Source organism: Halolactibacillus miurensis, from assembly GCF_900116255.1.
Lineage (GTDB): Bacteria > Bacillota > Bacilli > Bacillales > Amphibacillaceae > Halolactibacillus > Halolactibacillus miurensis.
In genome coordinates this window covers 1-17,450 of sequence record NZ_FPAI01000006.1, presented here as the reverse complement: position 1 = coordinate 17,450, position 17,450 = coordinate 1, and the positions used below count along the sequence as shown (strand labels likewise).

The 17,450-nt window shown below is 39.9% G+C and carries 16 protein-coding genes, 1 rRNA gene, 1 riboswitch and 1 other annotated feature; of the genes, 12 read left to right on the top strand and 5 right to left on the bottom strand.

Annotated features, from left to right (window positions below; all coding sequences use genetic code 11):
• Positions 1-87: 87 nt before the first annotated feature.
• Positions 88-561, bottom strand: a complete 474-nt coding sequence (locus BM390_RS05430; protein ID WP_062323173.1) for a divergent PAP2 family protein — start codon at positions 559-561, stop codon at positions 88-90.
• A 154-nt stretch (positions 562-715) separates the two neighbouring features.
• Positions 716-1,423: a purine-nucleoside phosphorylase gene (deoD, locus tag BM390_RS05425; RefSeq protein WP_062323176.1), complete on the bottom strand. Its 708-nt coding sequence runs from the start codon at positions 1,421-1,423 to the stop codon at positions 716-718.
• Positions 1,424-1,677: 254 nt separating this feature from the next.
• On the opposite strand from deoD, the gene BM390_RS05420 reads away from it, so the two are divergent.
• Entirely contained in the window at positions 1,678-1,941 is a 264-nt protein-coding gene (locus tag BM390_RS05420; RefSeq protein ID WP_062323178.1) for a phosphocarrier protein HPr, read from the top strand.
• 122 nt (positions 1,942-2,063) lie between these two features.
• Here the strand turns inward: BM390_RS05420 and BM390_RS05415 are convergent, their stop codons facing one another.
• Entirely contained in the window at positions 2,064-3,233 is a 1,170-nt protein-coding gene (locus BM390_RS05415) for a MalY/PatB family protein (RefSeq protein WP_062323179.1), read from the bottom strand.
• Positions 3,234-3,482: 249 nt separating this feature from the next.
• Here BM390_RS05415 and yugI point away from each other — a divergent pair, with 249 nt between their 5' ends.
• From yugI to metK, 9 genes are all read left to right on the top strand, one after another.
• A complete protein-coding gene (gene yugI / locus BM390_RS05410; protein ID WP_062323182.1) occupies positions 3,483-3,860 on the top strand; it encodes a S1 domain-containing post-transcriptional regulator GSP13 in 378 nt (125 codons plus the stop codon).
• Positions 3,861-4,079: 219 nt separating this feature from the next.
• On the top strand, positions 4,080-5,426 hold the full coding sequence (locus BM390_RS05400) for a glucose-6-phosphate isomerase (RefSeq protein WP_089853236.1): 1,347 nt from the start codon (positions 4,080-4,082) through the stop codon (positions 5,424-5,426).
• A gap of 166 nt (positions 5,427-5,592) precedes the next feature.
• Positions 5,593-6,624, top strand: coding sequence for a M20/M25/M40 family metallo-hydrolase (locus BM390_RS05395; protein ID WP_062323200.1), 1,032 nt, complete (start codon positions 5,593-5,595; stop codon positions 6,622-6,624).
• Positions 6,625-6,785: 161 nt separating this feature from the next.
• Positions 6,786-6,921, top strand: a riboswitch (FMN riboswitch).
• 149 nt (positions 6,922-7,070) lie between these two features.
• On the top strand, positions 7,071-7,661 hold the full coding sequence (locus BM390_RS05390; protein WP_062323185.1) for an ECF transporter S component: 591 nt from the start codon (positions 7,071-7,073) through the stop codon (positions 7,659-7,661).
• A gap of 147 nt (positions 7,662-7,808) precedes the next feature.
• The gene (locus BM390_RS05385; RefSeq protein WP_062323187.1) at positions 7,809-8,513 is read left to right on the top strand and encodes a response regulator transcription factor; all 705 of its coding nucleotides are present in this window, start codon (positions 7,809-7,811) and stop codon (positions 8,511-8,513) included.
• Positions 8,514-8,601: 88 nt separating this feature from the next.
• Positions 8,602-9,831 carry a DNA polymerase IV gene (locus BM390_RS05380; RefSeq protein ID WP_089853233.1) on the top strand — a complete coding sequence of 410 codons (1,230 nt, stop codon included), beginning with the start codon at positions 8,602-8,604 and terminating at the stop codon, positions 9,829-9,831.
• A gap of 95 nt (positions 9,832-9,926) precedes the next feature.
• Positions 9,927-10,490, top strand: a complete 564-nt coding sequence (locus tag BM390_RS05375; RefSeq protein WP_062323189.1) for a hypothetical protein — start codon at positions 9,927-9,929, stop codon at positions 10,488-10,490.
• A 67-nt stretch (positions 10,491-10,557) separates the two neighbouring features.
• Complete coding sequence (gene ytkD, locus BM390_RS05370; RefSeq protein ID WP_062323191.1) at positions 10,558-11,028, top strand: RNA deprotection pyrophosphohydrolase; 471 nt, start codon at positions 10,558-10,560, stop codon at positions 11,026-11,028.
• A gap of 313 nt (positions 11,029-11,341) precedes the next feature.
• Positions 11,342-12,547 (top strand): methionine adenosyltransferase, encoded by a 1,206-nt coding sequence (gene metK, locus BM390_RS05365; protein WP_062323193.1) that lies wholly within the window; start codon positions 11,342-11,344, stop codon positions 12,545-12,547.
• Positions 12,548-12,618: 71 nt separating this feature from the next.
• Here metK and mnmM read toward each other — a convergent pair whose 3' ends face one another.
• Positions 12,619-13,191: a tRNA 5-(aminomethyl)-2-thiouridylate-methyltransferase MnmM gene (mnmM, locus tag BM390_RS05360; protein ID WP_089853230.1), complete on the bottom strand. Its 573-nt coding sequence runs from the start codon at positions 13,189-13,191 to the stop codon at positions 12,619-12,621.
• Positions 13,191-14,150 (bottom strand): tRNA modification radical SAM protein MnmL/YtqA, encoded by a 960-nt coding sequence (mnmL, locus tag BM390_RS05355; protein WP_062323198.1) that lies wholly within the window; start codon positions 14,148-14,150, stop codon positions 13,191-13,193. Before mnmL ends, mnmM begins: the two co-directional genes overlap by 1 nt.
• Positions 14,151-14,295: 145 nt before the next feature.
• Positions 14,296-14,505, top strand: a binding site (T-box leader).
• A 79-nt stretch (positions 14,506-14,584) separates the two neighbouring features.
• Between mnmL and leuS the strand changes: the two genes are divergently transcribed.
• Positions 14,585-17,005 (top strand): leucine--tRNA ligase, encoded by a 2,421-nt coding sequence (leuS, locus tag BM390_RS05350; RefSeq protein ID WP_089853227.1) that lies wholly within the window; start codon positions 14,585-14,587, stop codon positions 17,003-17,005.
• Positions 17,006-17,364: 359 nt separating this feature from the next.
• Positions 17,365-17,450: ribosomal RNA gene (locus BM390_RS05345) — 16S ribosomal RNA — on the top strand; the annotation flags it as partial.

Here is a 17,450-nt window from a genome sequence, read left to right as displayed (position 1 = left end):
TCGTCATTTTTCATTAAGTCAAAAAAAGCTGTTCCTCCAGATTCATTGGAGGAGACAGCTTTTTTTGACATTTGCTATGTCTAAAGTTTAGAAAAGTGGGTACATCAAGAAGGCTAAGATAATCCCCGTTAACCCACCGAAAAACACTTCAATTGGTTGATGACCGAGTAACTCTTTTAATTCTTTTCTACGCTCATACTCTTTCTTTTTTGTCCATACTTTTGCTTCATCTACAAAGTATTGAAAGTCTTTCACTAACATATTTAACACAATCGCTTGTTCACCAGCTTGACGGCGTATCCCGGTTGCATCGAACATAATGATGATACTAAAAATAACAGACGCCGCGAATAATCCTGAAGTAACCCCGTGTTCAATGCCAATCCCTGTTGTTACAGCTGTGACAGCCGCAGAGTGGCTACTTGGCATGCCACCTGTACTAAAGGCAAGGCCAGGTTTAAATTCACGTGTCGCAATGAAATGAATCGGTACTTTTACACCTTGGGCGAAAAAAATCGCAAACAAAGCGGTCATTAATGGAAAGTTCTGAAAGATGGTCACGCTTGATCGATCCCTTCTGTCTCTGTCGATTGATATCATCTAGTATAACACAGCCTAAAGACATTCGTCATCGAAATGATGTCGTTATAGAAAAACACTTACCTCAATGAAATCATCGAGATAAGTGTTGGTGTTGAATTAATGTCAAAACAAACTATTGAATCACAGCGTCTAAGGCAACGACAATCATGTCGTTAAAGGTTGTTTGACGTTCTTCAGCGGTTGTCTCTTCTCCAGTTAAAATGTGGTCAGAAACAGTAAGGACTGAAAGTGCTTGACGGTTGTATTTAGCCGCAAGTGTATAAAGGGCGGTCGTTTCCATTTCTACACCGAGTACTTGATAATCCGCTAACTTATTGAATAAATCTAAAGCGTTATCTCTGTAAAAGCTATCACTCGTGAAGACGTTACCGACGCGGAGTTTTAAGCCTTTTTCTATACCAGTGTCATAAGCTTTTTTAAGTAAGTCAAAGTCAGCGATAGGAGCATAATCAATGCCACCAAAAGTCATTCGATTCATCTGGGAGTCAGACGTCGAACCTTGTGCGAGAATAACGTCCCTTACTTTAACATCTTTCTGTAAGGCACCACACGTGCCCACACGTACAAGTTTCTGTACACCGTATTCTTGCATGAGTTCGTTAATATAAATCGAGATAGAAGGAACCCCCATACCTGTCCCTTGGACCGATACTTTTACACCTTTATAAGTCCCCGTATAACCTAACATTCCCCGAACTTCGTTATAACATACAGGGTTCTCTAAAAAATTTTCAGCGATGTATTTCGCGCGTAAAGGATCACCTGGCAATAGTATTTTATCCGCAATCTCACCTTGTTTTGCTCCGATATGAGTACTCATAACTAAAAAGCCTCCTTGATTCATTTGATAAGATAACGGTATCATAAAAAAATTAAAAATACAACTGAAAATCCGAACGTTAACTAGGAATAAATGTAAGTTAACAAAACAAACTTAGACAATTCGTACTAAAAGAATGAAAACGTTATAATAAAGCTTGTAAACATATTTATTTCATGGTAAATTTCGTATATAATAGTATATATTCATCATCATCCGTGATGAATGAATTTATGAAGATGGGAGGAATCATAGTGAAAGAACAAACGTTTACAATTACTGATGACACAGGTATTCATGCACGTCCAGCGACGCTTTTAGTGAACAAAGCAGGACAATATGAATCACACGTAGAAATGCATTACAATGGTAAAGCAGTTAACTTAAAATCAATCATGGGTGTTATGTCTTTAGGTGTACCTAAAGGCGCTGAAATCAAAGTCACTGTTGAAGGGTCTGATGAAGATCAAGCAATAGAAGGCATTTCTTCAGCAATCCGTGAACAATTAGGCGAATAATTTTTGTCGCATACTTAAAAAAGAAGCATGGCGCGTACGTTGCGGCCATGCTTCTTTTTCATTTATCTTCATATCGTTTTAAACGTACGGTTAGGGTATGGATGTAAAATATCTCAGCAATACTATGCCTTATTATCGAGTGCCTTTGTTAGTTTATCGAGCGCTTCTGTTATATAAGTCGTTGGACTAGCAATATTCATCCGCATAAAGCCACTGCCATTTTCACCGAAAGCAATTCCGCTGTTAAGACCGAGCCCCACCTCTTTTTCCATCCATGTTTTTAAGTCATCGTGACTCATTCCTAGATGGTTGAAGTCTAACCAAAGTAAATAGGTGCCCTCTGCTTGTGTGACAGTCACGCTATCATAAGGTTCAAGCGTTGTCTCCACGAGCGTTTTATTCGTTGTCAGTAAGTCGATGAGCTGACTAAGCCAATCCTCACCTTGGGTATAAGCCGCTTCAAGTGCGGTAATACCTAGTGGATTTAACATCGTCATACCAAATCGAACAAACGCATTTTTAATTTGCGTTCGGATCTTCTTGTCCGGAATGATCGCATAAGAAATCTGTAACCCGGCTAGGTTAAATGTTTTTGTGGGTGACATCAGCGTAATGATTGGATGACTTGCTACTGAGTCGAGCGACGCCATCGGTGTATGCTTGTGTCCTGAGTAAACAAGATCAGCGTGAATTTCATCCGATACGATGAGGACGTGATATTGCTTTGCTAATTCAAGAACACGTTGTAACTCTTTTTTTGTCCATACCCGCCCAATAGGGTTATGAGGACTACAAAGAATCATCATCTTCACGCCAGTTTTGAACTGGACTTCTAAATCATTAAAGTCCATGGTATAGTGACCTTCGGTATTGATGAGTGGACTTGTAACTAAAGTACGGTTGTGTCGTTTAATCATATGCTGGAAAGGGTGATACACGGGTGTTTGAATTAAGATTTTATCTAATTCATCCGTTTGTGTCAAAATCGTCATATGAATCGTTTCGAGGACGCCTGGACTGTAAACAATATCGTTAGATGCAACATCAAAGTTATGATGGTTTTTAACCCAATCGATGACGACTTTATTCAGTGCTTCATCAGTGAAGGTATAGCCGAATATGCCGTGATCGACGCGCTCATGTAACGCTTTTTTAATCGGTGAGGCAATCTCTAAATCCATATCCGCTACCCATAGTGGCTGGACATTATCTGAGCCGTATAATTCTTGTACTTTATCCCACTTGACTGACCGTGTACCTTTACGGTCAGGAAAGGTATTGAAATGCTCCATTTGTATAACCTCCTAGTCATAATCTATCATTATCAAGTTGTTTAGCATTATAACATAACTTACGTTGTCAGTTCTAATCATCTGCCGCTTGTCCGGTTATAGAAAAAACACTGAATAAAGTTGAGGGTAAATGCTTGTAAAAATGGGGGTTCATGTGGTAGAATCAATAATTGTGTATAAACGCTATCGGTAAATCCAATGACAGTATGTCGTTTTAGATTTGTCAAAATTAAATGAGGAGTTGTAATTATGTCAGAAAAATTCACTGAAGGTCAAGTATTACAAGGGAAAGTTACGGGTGTTCAACCTTACGGCGCATTCGTTGCATTAGATGATCAAGTACAAGGTTTAGTTCACATTTCAGAAATCACTCACGGGTTCGTTAAAGATATTAACGATCACATTAAAGTGGGCGATGAAGTAAACGTGAAGATTCTTTCAATTGATGAAGCGAAAAACAAGTATTCTTTATCTATTCGTGCAACTGAAGAAGCACCAAAACAAAAAGCACCACGTAACAACAATAAGCCAAAGCAATCTTATACCCCTCAACAAGAGGAACAAGGATTCAACACGCTTAAAGACAAGTTAGAAGAATGGTTAAAGCAATCAGGCCAAAATAAATAAGTATGAATGAAAGAGTAGGACTACGGTACCTGCTCTTTTTTTTATGACTATAATTGATCAGATGCCTATTAATTATTCGCTATAATTAATGCGTGATTATCTCTGATTTTTCTGACAATAATCGTATTTTTTTCATTCAACGTTTGATTGTACTTGATTTCATAAGGTTTTTTAGGTAAATTAAAAGAGAAGTTTAAATTTAAAACTGGAGGGACAATAATGACACACGTACGTTTTGAGTATGACAAAGCTTTAGCCTTCTTTGGCGAGCATGAATTAGATTATTTAAAAGAGCCTGTAAAATTAGCGCATGATAAGGTACATAATAAAACAGGTGCAGGTAGCGACTTTTTAGGATGGGTAGACTTACCTGAGAACTATGATAAAGAAGAATTTGCTCGTATTAAAAAATCAGCAGAAAAAATTAAATCAGATTCTGATGTCTTACTTGTTATCGGTATTGGTGGTTCTTACTTAGGAGCGCGTGCGGCGATTGAAATGTTAAATCATTCATTCTACAACCTCCTCGGTAAAGAAGATCGCCAAGCGCCACAAGTGATTTTTGTTGGTAACAGCATCAGTTCAACTTACATGCACGACCTCTTTGATCTATTAAAAGATAAAGACGTGTCAGTTAACGTTATCTCTAAGAGTGGAACAACAACAGAACCAGCGCTTGCTTTCCGTGTCTTCCGTAAGTTCTTAGAAGATAAATACGGCGTAGAAGAAGCGAAATCACGTATTTACGCAACGACAGACCGTGAAAAAGGGGCACTTAAAACATTGGCGACAGAACAAGGTTATGAAAGCTTTATCATTCCTGACGATGTTGGTGGCCGTTATTCAGTACTGACAGCGGTTGGTTTATTACCCATTGCGGCAAGTGGGGTCAATATTGATGACATGATGGAAGGGGCTCACCAAGCACAGGTTGACTTTAGTGAACCGGATTTAGATAAGAACCCTGCATATCAATATGCGGCTGTGCGTAATGTCCTTTACAATAAAGGTAAAACAATTGAAATGCTGATTAACTATGAACCAGCATTACAATACTTCAACGAATGGTGGAAGCAACTGTTTGGTGAAAGTGAAGGGAAAGACTTTAAAGGGATTTACCCATCATCAGCTAACTTTTCAACCGATCTTCACTCATTAGGTCAATACGTACAAGAAGGACGTCGTGATATTTTTGAAACAGTGCTTCACGTTGAATCACCACGTCATGACTTAACAATTGAAGAAGACCCACAAGACTTAGATGGCTTGAATTATCTTGCCGGTGAGACCGTTGACTTTGTGAATGAAAAAGCGTACCAAGGTACCCTCTTAGCTCATACAGATGGTCAAGTACCTAACCTCATTGTTCACTTACCAGAATTAAATGCTTATACATTCGGTTATGTGGCCTACTTCTTTGAAAAGGCATGTGCGATTAGCGGTTACTTACTCGGTGTGAATCCATTTGATCAACCAGGTGTAGAAGCTTATAAGAAAAACATGTTTGCTTTACTTGGTAAACCAGGATTCGAAGAAGAGAAAAAAGCGTTAGAAAAACGTTTGTAATTTTTTAACGATTAACAATCAAGGTGTCCTAGGATGCCTTGATTTTTTTCGTTAAAGAAGCGATACTAATAAAAGTGCGTGGCTCTTTTGATGAGCAAGAACAGAGAATGTCCAATAAAAGCTACAGGAGGCGTTACTATTGACGTTAGAAAATCAAGATTTTTTAATGACCTTACTTAAAACGCCATCTCCGTCTAGTATGGAAATGGCGATTCAAAAAACGTGGATCGACTACATGAAACCGTATGCTGATGAGATCATTACTGATCATGCCGGTAATGCGATTGCCGTCTTAAATAAAGAGGCAGATTTTAAAATTTTACTGGCGGGACATTGCGATGAAATTGCGCTCGTGATTAATCGGATAGATGAGAATGGTTTTTTATACTTTGATAAAATGGGTGGTGTCAACCCGAAGGCTGCCATTGGGATGCGTGTGCATGTAATGGGTAGTCATAAAACGTTGACTGGAGTAATTGGTGTGAATGCCCAGCACCATGGTGGCATAAAAGGAGACTTTGATGTCGATGATCTATACATTGATTGTGGGGCAAAGTCGAAAGAAGAGATCAGTGCGTTTGTTCAAATTGGTGATCTGGCCGTATATGACCGTTCACCTGATGTATTGATGGACCGCTATATTACCGGTCGCGGTCTTGATAACCGTACCGGGCAGTTTATTGTTGGAGAAGTCTTACGTAAACTAAAAGGAAAAGACTTAAATGTCGGTGTCTATGCCGCGAGTACGGTCAATGAAGAGACGAATATGGGTGGGGCTTACTTTGCGGCAAGTGGGATTAATCCAACGCTTGCGATTGCGTGTGATGTGACATTTGCGACAGATTATCCACATGTCAATAAAAACAAATACGGAGATATCATTCTTGACGGTGGACCAGTCCTTGCCAAAGGTGCTCCGATTAACCGAAAAATCAATCAATGGTTAGAAGCAGCAGCCAAACGTTTAAATATGGACGTGCAGTATGAATTAACGCCGCGTATGACGGGAACGGATGCTGATAAAATGCGTTTAACTAATCAAGGTGTGCCGGTTAGCTTAGTGTCTTTACCGCTACGTTATATGCACTCACCTGTTGAAACCGCAAGTATTAAAGATATTGAAGAAGAAATCGATTTAATCGTCGATTGGATCCTTCATATGACAGGTAAAGAAAATTTAAATCCGTTAGAAGACTAGTCATTACCCGTCTCATTATAATTGAGGCGGGTTTTGTGTCTCTTTTTTTAAACGGAGAGGCACTTTAAATACATAACTTTAAACTTTGTGAAAAAAGTTCATGCAAAACTCTTCACTTTTTTCATAAGTCGCGCTATACTGTAACTATAATAAAATATCGATTGAATCTTCGGGGCAGGGTGTAATTCCCGACCGACGGTAACTAACCTTTGTTAGAAGTCCGTGACCCGCACGTGTGCGGTGGATCTGGTGAGAGTCCAGAGCCGACAGTTAAAGTCTGGATGGGAGAAGATATGGAGTAAAATGGTCATCGACCATTTATTTCTTGATGCCATTAAACCTAAAGCCCAAAGTATGTGCTTTAGGTCTTTTTAATGTTCAAGAATGTTACTCTCCCTTCATCATAAAGATCCCAATCGATAAACAAGATGAAGGAGGATGTCGACATGAAAAAAGGTCAAACATCACAATTAACAAAACTGATTATTTTATCACTCTTTGGAACGGTCTCGATGGTTTTACTGTTTTTAAACTTTCCATTACCTTTCCTACCACCGTATTTAAAAGTAGATTTTGGTGAAGTACCAACACTACTTGCGGCGCTTATCTTCTCGCCAATGGCGGGTGTGGTTGTGCAATTGATTAAAAACCTGCTTTACCTTGCATTATCAGGTGCAGCCGATCCGGTGGGTGTGTTAGCTAACTTTATCGCTGGTGTGACGTTTGTTGTGCCAATTGCGATGGTTTATCACAAGTACAAAGGTCAAAAAAGTCTCATTTCCGGTCTTGTTGTCGGAACTGTCGTTATGACCATTGCGATGGGTATCTTAAACTATTTTGTATTACTACCAATTTATAGTGCGTTTATGGGCTTTGAACAACTAACACCAAGTGTTTTACTTGGAACGATCTTTGCGGGCGTTGTCCCTTTCAACTTAATTAAAGGTGTCATTGTCTCCATTCTATTTGTCCCGTTATTTGTTAAGTTGAAGCCGTGGATTGCTCAAAAACAGGCTCATGTGAAACTATCAGCTTAATTTGAGTCTTTTACTAAAAGCTATGCCATTTTCGGCATAGCTTTTTATGTGGCTTTTTTTACATAAACTTTACCTTCTATTCATTTCTAGCTAACATCTATTCGTTAGACTAAATACTAGATATTTATAGACGAAGAGGGTGAAAGGATGTCACGTGTATTAATTCTTTTAAGTGAAGATAAAGAGCTCATCGCTCAAATAGAGCCGTCGTTTAAACGGGAAGGTTATTCAATTTGGGTCGTGGAATCAGAGCCGTCATTGCATTATCTAATAAGTACAGTTGAGCCAACGCATATTATTATTGATCGTGCGTTATATTATCAAAGTGCCGATCTTTGTGCGGATTTACGACGTTTAAAATTTAATGGTTGTTTAATGGTACTCGTTTCTGAACCGATGAAACTGGATGGTATGCTGTCGTTAGAGTTAGGAGCTGATGATTATTTAGTTAAACCGTTCGACCTAAGAGAGCTCTTAACACGTATCCGCGCAGTGGAAAGACGGGGGAATTTTCATTTTCTAACAGAATCCAATCAGACAATTAAGTTTGGTATCCTCTCACTCCGTGTTGATACACAAACCGCTTATGTTGAAGATAAACCGGTCACGCTCACAGAAAAAGAAGCGATGCTGCTGTATGCTTTATTGCTTCATCCGGAAAAAGTGTTAACCCGTGAAACGTTAGTAAAATTAGTGATGAGTCATGCGGAAGAATCAGATGTCCGTATCATCGATGTTTTTATCAGTCGTCTTAGACAGAAGTTAAAAGAAGCAGGAGAGATGATAGAGACTGTCCGTAATAAAGGGTACCGTTTGCGAATCAACAAAGGAAGTGATGTCTCGCTTGAATAAAGTGATGGAACAAATATCCTCTAGAAAAAGAACGTGTGTTCGTTTATAATGAGATAAACAACGCGGTCTTACTCTGGAGGTTTTTTTAATGGAACGGATTATTTTTTTAGTCGATATGCAGTCATTTTATGCCTCTATTGAAAAAGTGACACATCCGCGATTTCGGCATGAACCTATCGTTGTTGCGGGGGATCCGAATCAGCGCAGTGGCATTATCCTTGCTGCCTGTCCAAAGGCAAAAGCTTACGGAATAAAAACAGCTGAACCATTGTGGCAAGCTCGGGCTAAGTGTCCTGGTGTAAAAGTTATCAAGCCACATATGGCGCTGTATATTGATGTCTCAATGCAAATCACGCGTATTTTAGAAAAATATACAGATTTAGTGGAAGTGTATTCGATTGATGAGCAATTTGTCGATGTCACACATACGGTACATCTCTTTAAAGACCGAAATCATATGGCTCAAGCCATCCATGATGAGATTTTAGATACGATTGGGATTGAATCGCGGATAGGGATAGGTCCGACAAAGGTGTTGGCTAAAATGGCGTGTGATCACTTTGCGAAAAAGCATCCAACGGGTATCTATGAGCTAACTAAAGACCAAATAGAAGCCGAATTGTGGCCTAGGCCTATAGGCGATTTATTTGGTGTAGGACACCGAATGGAGGCGCATTTTAAACGAATGGGGCTCTATACGATTGGTAGTTTAGCCAACCATCCGCTTGTCTGGATTAAACAACGTTTTGGTATTAATGGAGAAGTGTTATATCGTTTTAGTCACGGTATTGATCCAAGCCCGGTGACGAAACATACCCATGTCAAACAAAAAGCGATTGGTCATCATATGACATTACCGTATGATTATGTTGAAAGGGAGGCTATTTTAGTCGTCTTACGTGAATTGTCAGAAGAAGTCGCCAGACGAACACGGAAACAACGCTATCTTGGGTCGGGCATAAATTTATATGTGAGGGGACATGACTTTCACCGTCACGATGGTTTTAAGCGACAAATGAAGCTAACTGCACCAACAGCGGTATCGGATGATATTTACGAAGCGGCAAAACGGCTATTCGATCAGTCGTGGAACGGACAACCGGTACGGTCAGTGGGGGTAACATTAACCCACTTAGAAGATAAAACGACCCGTCAATTATCGTTATTTGATGATCCGATAAAAAAGGAGCAGCTTGCCGAGGTGATGGATCATCTTAAAGAAACGTTCGGGGCTGATAGTGTGATGCGTGCATCGTCACTCACTGATGCAGGGCAAGCCAAGATTCGGGCGAAAAAAATCGGAGGGCATTGGAAATAAGGAACAGGTTTAATCGTCACGATTTTGTGGAATCAACTATTATAGTGAACGAGCGATAAATAAAAAGGTGGCTATAAAAGAAGAGGGTGGCAATAATGAAGCGAATGGTAATCAGCTTAATAACAATTATAATCATTGTCAGTGGGGCGGTTTTTGTATCAGCTTACGTGACTAAGTCTGAAAACATAGCGAATGAATCAAATAGCTATCGTCAAGCGGCAGTGAGTGATAAAGCGACGATTAAACAAACATCTATCCCTTTTACTGAAGCTGACTTAACGACACTTACAGAGGCGTATTTAACTTATATTAAACAAGAGATTGATGATGATTACCGACTAGTTCATGTCCCAACAATCGCTGAATTATATGAGCAATTTGACCAAGTGGCCACGCGGGAGGTCAGTGAGCCTCATGTGTCTTATTATTTTACTGAGACTGAAGAGGGCGTCTACTTACGTCCGACAGAATTACCCCCGTGGTTTGAAAAAGATATACCGTATGAGTTAACCGAAGTATCAGACAAAGAAGTCATTGTCGAACAAACAGTAGAAAATATAGAATTGTACGGACCTTATCACATCCAGCTACGTTTTAATTACACAGATCAATGGAGGATTAGTCAGGTCGATCTTCATTCAAGTGAACTAAATGACTAAGTAAGTGTAAAAGTGAAAAGTGGTATATGTTATACTGGTTAAAAAGAAGAGGGAGAATGGGGTTGTTATGAAGATATTTAAAGATTACTACAATAATACCGTCACTTTCTCTTTTTCCGATCATCCTTTTTCAAAAGAGCCAAAACATGTGCTTGTCATTACTCGAATTGGGAATCAGTGGTTATTAACACACCATAAAACCCGTGGACTAGAATTTCCTGGTGGGAAAGTAGAAAAAGGCGAAACGGCAATGGAAGCGGCTATTCGTGAAGTGAAAGAGGAGACCGGGGGCGATGTTGACCACCTTATTTATCTCGGTCAATATTATGTCGACGGAAAAGCTGACCAAATCGTTAAGAATGTTTATCTTGCAGATGTTGCTCAATTAATAGGCCAAGATACGTATTATGAGACGCATGGTCCGGTATTAGTGAACTGTCTCCCAAAAGAATTGAAAACGGATGAGCGATACAGTTTTATTATGAAAGATGAGGTTGTGGCGTTAGCGATTAAATGGATTGAAGAAAAAAAGCTTTAAAGCGCGGTGCTTTAAAGCTTTTGTCATGTATAAAGGGTGGAAAATGTGACAAAGTTTTTTACGTGTTAAAAAACTTCAGTAAAAATAGACAACGAATATTGACAAGCGGGAGTTGTTTAGATACGATAACATTCGTACGCTAATCGAATCGAGATTGACAAATTTCGACAAACAACTAAAAAAGACGAACAAAAAAGAAACGGTATCTGCCAATTCTCTATCTGTTCCGTTATGATAAAGTTGGCTAAGAAAACGCGCTATAAAACAAAATAAAGAGGTAACATAAGCATGTTACAGAAAGGGGAGATTTAGAATGACTCTAAATCGTCGTTTATTCACATCCGAATCCGTTACAGAAGGTCACCCAGATAAAATCAGTGATCAAATTTCTGATGCGATTTTGGATGCTATTTTAGCAAAAGACCCACTTGCGCGTGTCGCATGTGAAACAACCGTTACAACGGGGCTTGTATTAGTGAGTGGAGAGATCACAACATCAACCTATGTTGACATCCCGAAAATTGTTCGCCAAACGGTTAAAGACATTGGTTATACACGTGCCAAGTATGGCTTTGACTTTGAAACGTGTGCCGTTTTAACAGCAATTGACGAACAATCACCTGATATTGCTGGTGGAGTAGACCAAGCGCTTGAAGCGCGAGAAGGTCAAATGAATGATGAAGATATTGAAGCAATCGGTGCAGGGGACCAAGGGTTAATGTTTGGTTATGCCAACAATGAAACACCTGAACTGATGCCGTTACCGATCGCTTTATCACATAAATTAGCTAAACGCTTAAGTGATGTACGTAAAGAAAAAGTATTGGATTACCTACGTCCAGATGGTAAAACGCAAGTCACGGTTGAGTATGATGAAAATGATCGTCCCGTACGGATTGATACCATTGTTATTTCGACTCAGCACCATCCAGAAATTGAATTAAGTCAAATTCAAAAAGATATTAAAGAACACGTCATTCTTCCGGTCATTCCAAGTGACTTACTGGATGATGAGACGAAATACTTTATCAATCCAAGTGGGCGTTTTGTCATTGGTGGACCACAAGGTGATGCTGGTTTAACGGGTCGTAAGATTATTGTCGATACTTACGGTGGATACGCTCGTCACGGTGGTGGTGCTTTTAGTGGGAAAGATGCAACGAAAGTGGACCGATCAGCTTCTTATGCGGCGCGTTACGTGGCGAAGAATATTGTCGCATCTGGTCTTGCGGACCGCTGTGAAGTTCAGCTCGCATATGCGATTGGTGTCGCATCACCTGTATCGGTTGCTGTCGATACATTCGGAACAGGCAAAGTAACTGAACAGTTACTCGTTGAAGCGGTCCGTCATTTATTTGACTTGCGTCCAGCGGGGATTATTAAGATGTTAGACTTACGTCAACCGATTTTTAAACAAACAGCCGCTTACGGTCACTTCGGTCGAACGGATGTGGTCTTCCCTTGGGAGAAAACAGATAAAGCTGAAGCGATTGTACAGTATGTTGAAGCGCATCAATAAAGAGTAAGAACGTGATGTTAGAACTGAAAGTAATCGCGATTACTAGATAATGAGCAAAAAAGTCGAGAAACTTAGTTTCTCGACTTTTTTTTGACCGCTAAAATAAACGGTGGATGATTTTTTTGATTAATGAATCCATAACGGAGGACATCAAATGATTTTTGATCTAATTGACTTAAGTAAGCAGTTAAAGCATCTCGTTCAATGTCACCCCCAGGATGACCGTGATAGACGACGAGAATGACTAAACCGTCAAACGTTAAATGATCAATCAATGTTTTAACGGCGGTAATGGTTGAGTCAGGCGTAGTGATAATGGTTTTATCGCTGCCGGGCAAATAACCTAAATTGAAAATCGCCGCTTTAATATGACGGTTGTGTTCTGGTTTTAAATAATTTTCCACATGAGCATGTGAATCTAAAATAAGCTCGCGTGGTGGTTGTTGATGTACTTCTAAACGCTGTTTCGTAGCAGTTAATGCTTTTTCTTGTATATCAAAAGCATAGACGAACCCAGACTCACCAACGAGTTCTGACAACAATAACGTATCATGACCATTCCCCATTGTCGCATCAACAACAACGTCGCCAGGTTGAATGGTTTCTTTTAGTAATTGATGACTGTACGGGATGACGCGCTTCATTATGCAAGCACCGCCGGATATTGATTGTAATGTTTCCCTTGGTAGCTATTGCGCTTAACGAGTTCAGCATCAATGGCATTTAGGACTTCCCACTTGCTCATCGACCACATTGGACCAATCAGTAATTCAGGAGGACCATCGCCAGTAATCCGGTGAATAATCATTTCTTTCGGTAAAATCTCTAATTGGTCAACGACGAGCTGGATGTACTCATCGCGAGTCATGAATGTTAGCATGCCTTTTTCATATTGTTTCACCATAGGTGTGCCTTTGAGTAAGTGCATCATATGGATTTTAATGCCTTGAACATCCATTTCACTCACAGCTTTTGCGGTATCGAGCATCATGTGATAGTCTTCCCCGGGTAACCCGTTAATAATGTGTGTACACACATTGATGTTATGTTTTCTTAACTTCTCAACACCTTCTAAATAACACGCCATATCATGGGCACGATTAACTAAATCAGATGTTGATTGATGCATTGTTTGAAGGCCGAGTTCAACCCATAGATACGTGCGTTCGTTAAGTTCTGCTAGATACTCAACAACATCATCAGGTAAACAGTCAGGACGTGTCCCGATCGATAGCCCGACTACATTGTCTTGTTTTAAAATAAGTTCAAACTTCTCGCGCAGCTCCTCAACCGGTGCATGCGTATTAGTGTAAGCCTGGAAATAGCCCATATACTTTGCGTTCGGCCATTTTCGGTGCATTTTTTCTTTTACGGTGTTGAATTGTGTTTCTAAGTCATCGATTCTATCACCCGCAAAGTCACCCGACCCAGCCGCAGAACAAAAAGTACACCCACCGTAAGCGACGGTGCCGTCACGATTAGGACAGTCGAACCCACCGTCAAGGGCGACTTTAAAAATTTTTTCACCGAAGTGATTTTTTAAATGATAATTCCATGAATGGTAGCGTTTGTCCTCAAACGCATATGGAAAGGGATTTGTCATAAATATACGCTCCTACTTGATTAAAATAATGTTACGTTGGTTATTCTAACATAATGACAGATGGAAGGGGCATTGAGATTTGTCGATTTTTTAACATTTGCTTGACAAATAACGACGGTTTACTTACAATACGATTAAAATATGAAGAACGACAATAAAGAGGAATAGTAGGCGTGATGCGTTGTCAAGAGAGGTAACGGTCGGTGAAAGTTACTCAATGGATCAGTTGAACTCACCTGTTTGGTTGCGGTTGTGAACAATAGTAATGACCGCCGTATTCTGCGTTAAAGAATGAAAGTGAACGCCTGTTGGCGTTAATTTTGGGTGGTACCGCGGGAATGCTCTCGTCCCAGTTTTGGGATGAGGGCTTTTTTATATTTTAGAACGTATGTTCTACTTTTGTCGTTATACATAATACATGAGGAGGAGAAATAATGTCATTTAATCATCAACAGGTTGAAAAGAAATGGCGCGACTATTGGCTTTCTAATAAAACATTTAAAGCAGATACTTATTCAACGAAGGAAAAGTTTTATGCATTGGATATGTTCCCTTACCCATCAGGGGCAGGCTTACACGTTGGGCATCCAGAAGGGTATACGGCAACGGATATTCTATCACGTATGAAACGAATGCAAGGCTATGAAGTGCTTCACCCAATGGGATGGGATGCTTTTGGTTTACCGGCAGAACAGTACGCCCTTGATACAGGAAATGATCCAGCTGAATTTACAAAGAAAAACATTGATACGTTTAGACGTCAAATTCAAGAGCTTGGTTTTTCATATGATTGGGATCGTGAAATTGCCACAACGGATCCTAACTACTATAAATGGACACAATGGATCTTTTTACAACTCTATGAAAAAGGGTTAGCTTATGTCGATGAAGTAGCTGTAAACTGGTGTCCAGCACTTGGGACAGTACTTGCAAATGAAGAGGTCATCGATGGTTTGAGTGAACGTGGGGGGCATCCGGTTGAGCGTCGCCCAATGAAACAGTGGATGTTAAAAATCACGGCTTATGCAGATCGTTTACTTGAGGACTTAGATGAGCTTGATTGGCCAGAAAGCATTAAAGATATGCAACGTAACTGGATTGGTCGTTCTGAAGGGGCAAATGTAACATTTGAAATAAAAAACCATGACACGTCATTTACAGCGTTTACGACACGTCCAGATACACTCTTTGGGGCGACGTATACCGTGCTTGCACCGGAACATCACCTTGTAAATGAAATAGTGACTGATGATCAACGTGAAGCGGTTGAAACATATATTGATCAAGTGAAGTCAAAAAGCGATTTAGAACGTACTGAGTTGCAAAAAGACAAGACCGGTGTGTTCACTGGTGCTTACGCGATTAATCCAATTAACGGTAAAGAAGTTCCTATTTGGATTGCTGACTATGTCCTTGTTAGTTATGGAAGTGGGGCAATTATGGCTGTTCCTGCCCATGATGAGCGCGACTATGAATTTGCGAAAAAATTCGATTTAGACATCATTCCGGTTCTTGAAGGTGGCGATATTGAAACAGCTGCTTTTACAGAAGATGGCCCGCACATTAATTCTGACTTCTTAAATGGATTAAATAAAGTAGACGGAATTAACAAAGCGATTGATTGGTTAGAAACACATCATAAGGGTGAGAAAAAAGTTACTTATCGTTTAAGAGACTGGCTCTTTAGCCGTCAACGCTATTGGGGCGAACCTATTCCAATTATTCACTGGGAAGATGGAACAACAACAGGCGTTAAAGAAGACAGCTTACCACTCGTGTTGCCAAAGACAGATGAAATTAAGCCTTCAGGTACAGGTGAATCACCCCTTGCGATTATTGATGACTGGGTGAATGTTGTAGATGAAGAGACAGGTATGAAAGGGCGCCGTGAAACCAATACGATGCCGCAATGGGCAGGGAGCTGTTGGTATTTCCTGCGTTTTATCGATCCGGATAACAGTGAACAATTAGCTAACCCAGAGGCGTTAAAAGACTGGCTACCAGTTGATGTGTATATTGGTGGAGCAGAACACGCTGTCTTACACTTACTTTATGCACGCTTCTGGCATAAATTCTTATATGATATCGGAGTTGTACCAACAAAAGAACCGTTTATGAAATTGTTTAACCAAGGGATGATCCTTGGTGAAAACAATGAGAAGATGAGTAAATCTAAAGGTAATGTCGTGAACCCAGATGAAATTATTGCGTCACATGGAGCGGACACATTGCGTCTCTATGAAATGTTTATGGGACCACTTGATGCATCAATTGCTTGGTCAGAAAACGGTCTTGACGGTGCGCGGCGATTCTTAGATCGCGTGTATCGCCTTTATGTTGATGAGGAAACAAGCCAGATAACGAGTAAAGTAAAAGTCGACATATCAGATGATACATTAGAAAAGGTGTATCACGAAACGGTCAAACGGGTCACGGAAAACTTTGAAGAATTGAAGTTTAATACAGGGATCTCACAAATGATGGTCTTCATTAATGAAGCGTATAAGGCGGATGAGATTAAGACCGCTTATGCGGAAGGCTTTGTGAAATTACTGTCACCTGTAGCCCCTCACTTGGCTGAAGAGTTGTGGCAACTACTTGGTAATGAAGAAACGATTGCTTATGCTGCTTGGCCAACTTTTGATGAGGAGAAGCTTGTTGAAAGTGAAGTTGAGATCGTCATTCAAATTCTAGGTAAGAACCGTGCGAAGATGATGGTTAACAAAGACATATCTAAAGAAGATTTAGAAAAACTTGCCCTAGAGCATGATCAAATCAAAGAGAAGCTAGCAGATAAAACCGTGCGTAAAGTTATTGTTGTGCCTGGTAAACTTGTTAACATCGTAGCGAATTAAATAGACAAAAAGAGTATGTACTATAATAAACGGTGCATGCTCTTTTTTTAATCCATGTCATGACTCTTGGTAAAGAATAGAGTAGAGACGTAAAGTATTTGTATATTCATCATTGACATTCAAGTAAGGATTCGTTATGATAGAAAACGTTGCATTTCGAACGCGCACATCGACATTTTTTGATAATTGTGAATATTTTATGTTGACAGTGTAAAGTCGCTATGCTATGATATATTTACTGTCTGACACGGACAGTTAATTATTTGACCATTGAAAACTGAATAACACACACAGTAATGTTAAGAAATAAAGTAAGACAAGCTAGTGCTTGAAACCAGAGTAAAGTATTACTCATCAATTTTATTGAGAGTTTGATCTTGGCTCAGGACGAACGCTGGCGGCGTGCCTAATACATGCAAGTCGAGCGCAGGAAGCTAAACTGACC

Bases quoted from the DNA above. Each gene is read 5' to 3' on its own strand.
- mnmM (WP_089853230.1), bottom strand. From the start codon at position 13,191: ATGAAGCGCGTCATCCCGTACAGTCATCAATTACTAAAAGAAACCATT.
- BM390_RS05400 (WP_089853236.1), top strand. From the start codon at position 4,080: ATGACACACGTACGTTTTGAGTATGACAAAGCTTTAGCCTTCTTTGGC.
- BM390_RS05385 (WP_062323187.1), top strand. From the start codon at position 7,809: ATGTCACGTGTATTAATTCTTTTAAGTGAAGATAAAGAGCTCATCGCT.
- yugI (WP_062323182.1), top strand. From the start codon at position 3,483: ATGTCAGAAAAATTCACTGAAGGTCAAGTATTACAAGGGAAAGTTACG.
- leuS (WP_089853227.1), top strand. From the start codon at position 14,585: ATGTCATTTAATCATCAACAGGTTGAAAAGAAATGGCGCGACTATTGG.
- mnmL (WP_062323198.1), bottom strand. From the start codon at position 14,150: ATGACAAATCCCTTTCCATATGCGTTTGAGGACAAACGCTACCATTCA.
- BM390_RS05395 (WP_062323200.1), top strand. From the start codon at position 5,593: ATGACCTTACTTAAAACGCCATCTCCGTCTAGTATGGAAATGGCGATT.
- BM390_RS05415 (WP_062323179.1), bottom strand. From the start codon at position 3,233: ATGGAGCATTTCAATACCTTTCCTGACCGTAAAGGTACACGGTCAGTC.
- deoD (WP_062323176.1), bottom strand. From the start codon at position 1,423: ATGAGTACTCATATCGGAGCAAAACAAGGTGAGATTGCGGATAAAATA.
- metK (WP_062323193.1), top strand. From the start codon at position 11,342: ATGACTCTAAATCGTCGTTTATTCACATCCGAATCCGTTACAGAAGGT.
- ytkD (WP_062323191.1), top strand. From the start codon at position 10,558: ATGAAGATATTTAAAGATTACTACAATAATACCGTCACTTTCTCTTTT.
- BM390_RS05390 (WP_062323185.1), top strand. From the start codon at position 7,071: ATGAAAAAAGGTCAAACATCACAATTAACAAAACTGATTATTTTATCA.
- BM390_RS05375 (WP_062323189.1), top strand. From the start codon at position 9,927: ATGAAGCGAATGGTAATCAGCTTAATAACAATTATAATCATTGTCAGT.
- BM390_RS05380 (WP_089853233.1), top strand. From the start codon at position 8,602: ATGGAACGGATTATTTTTTTAGTCGATATGCAGTCATTTTATGCCTCT.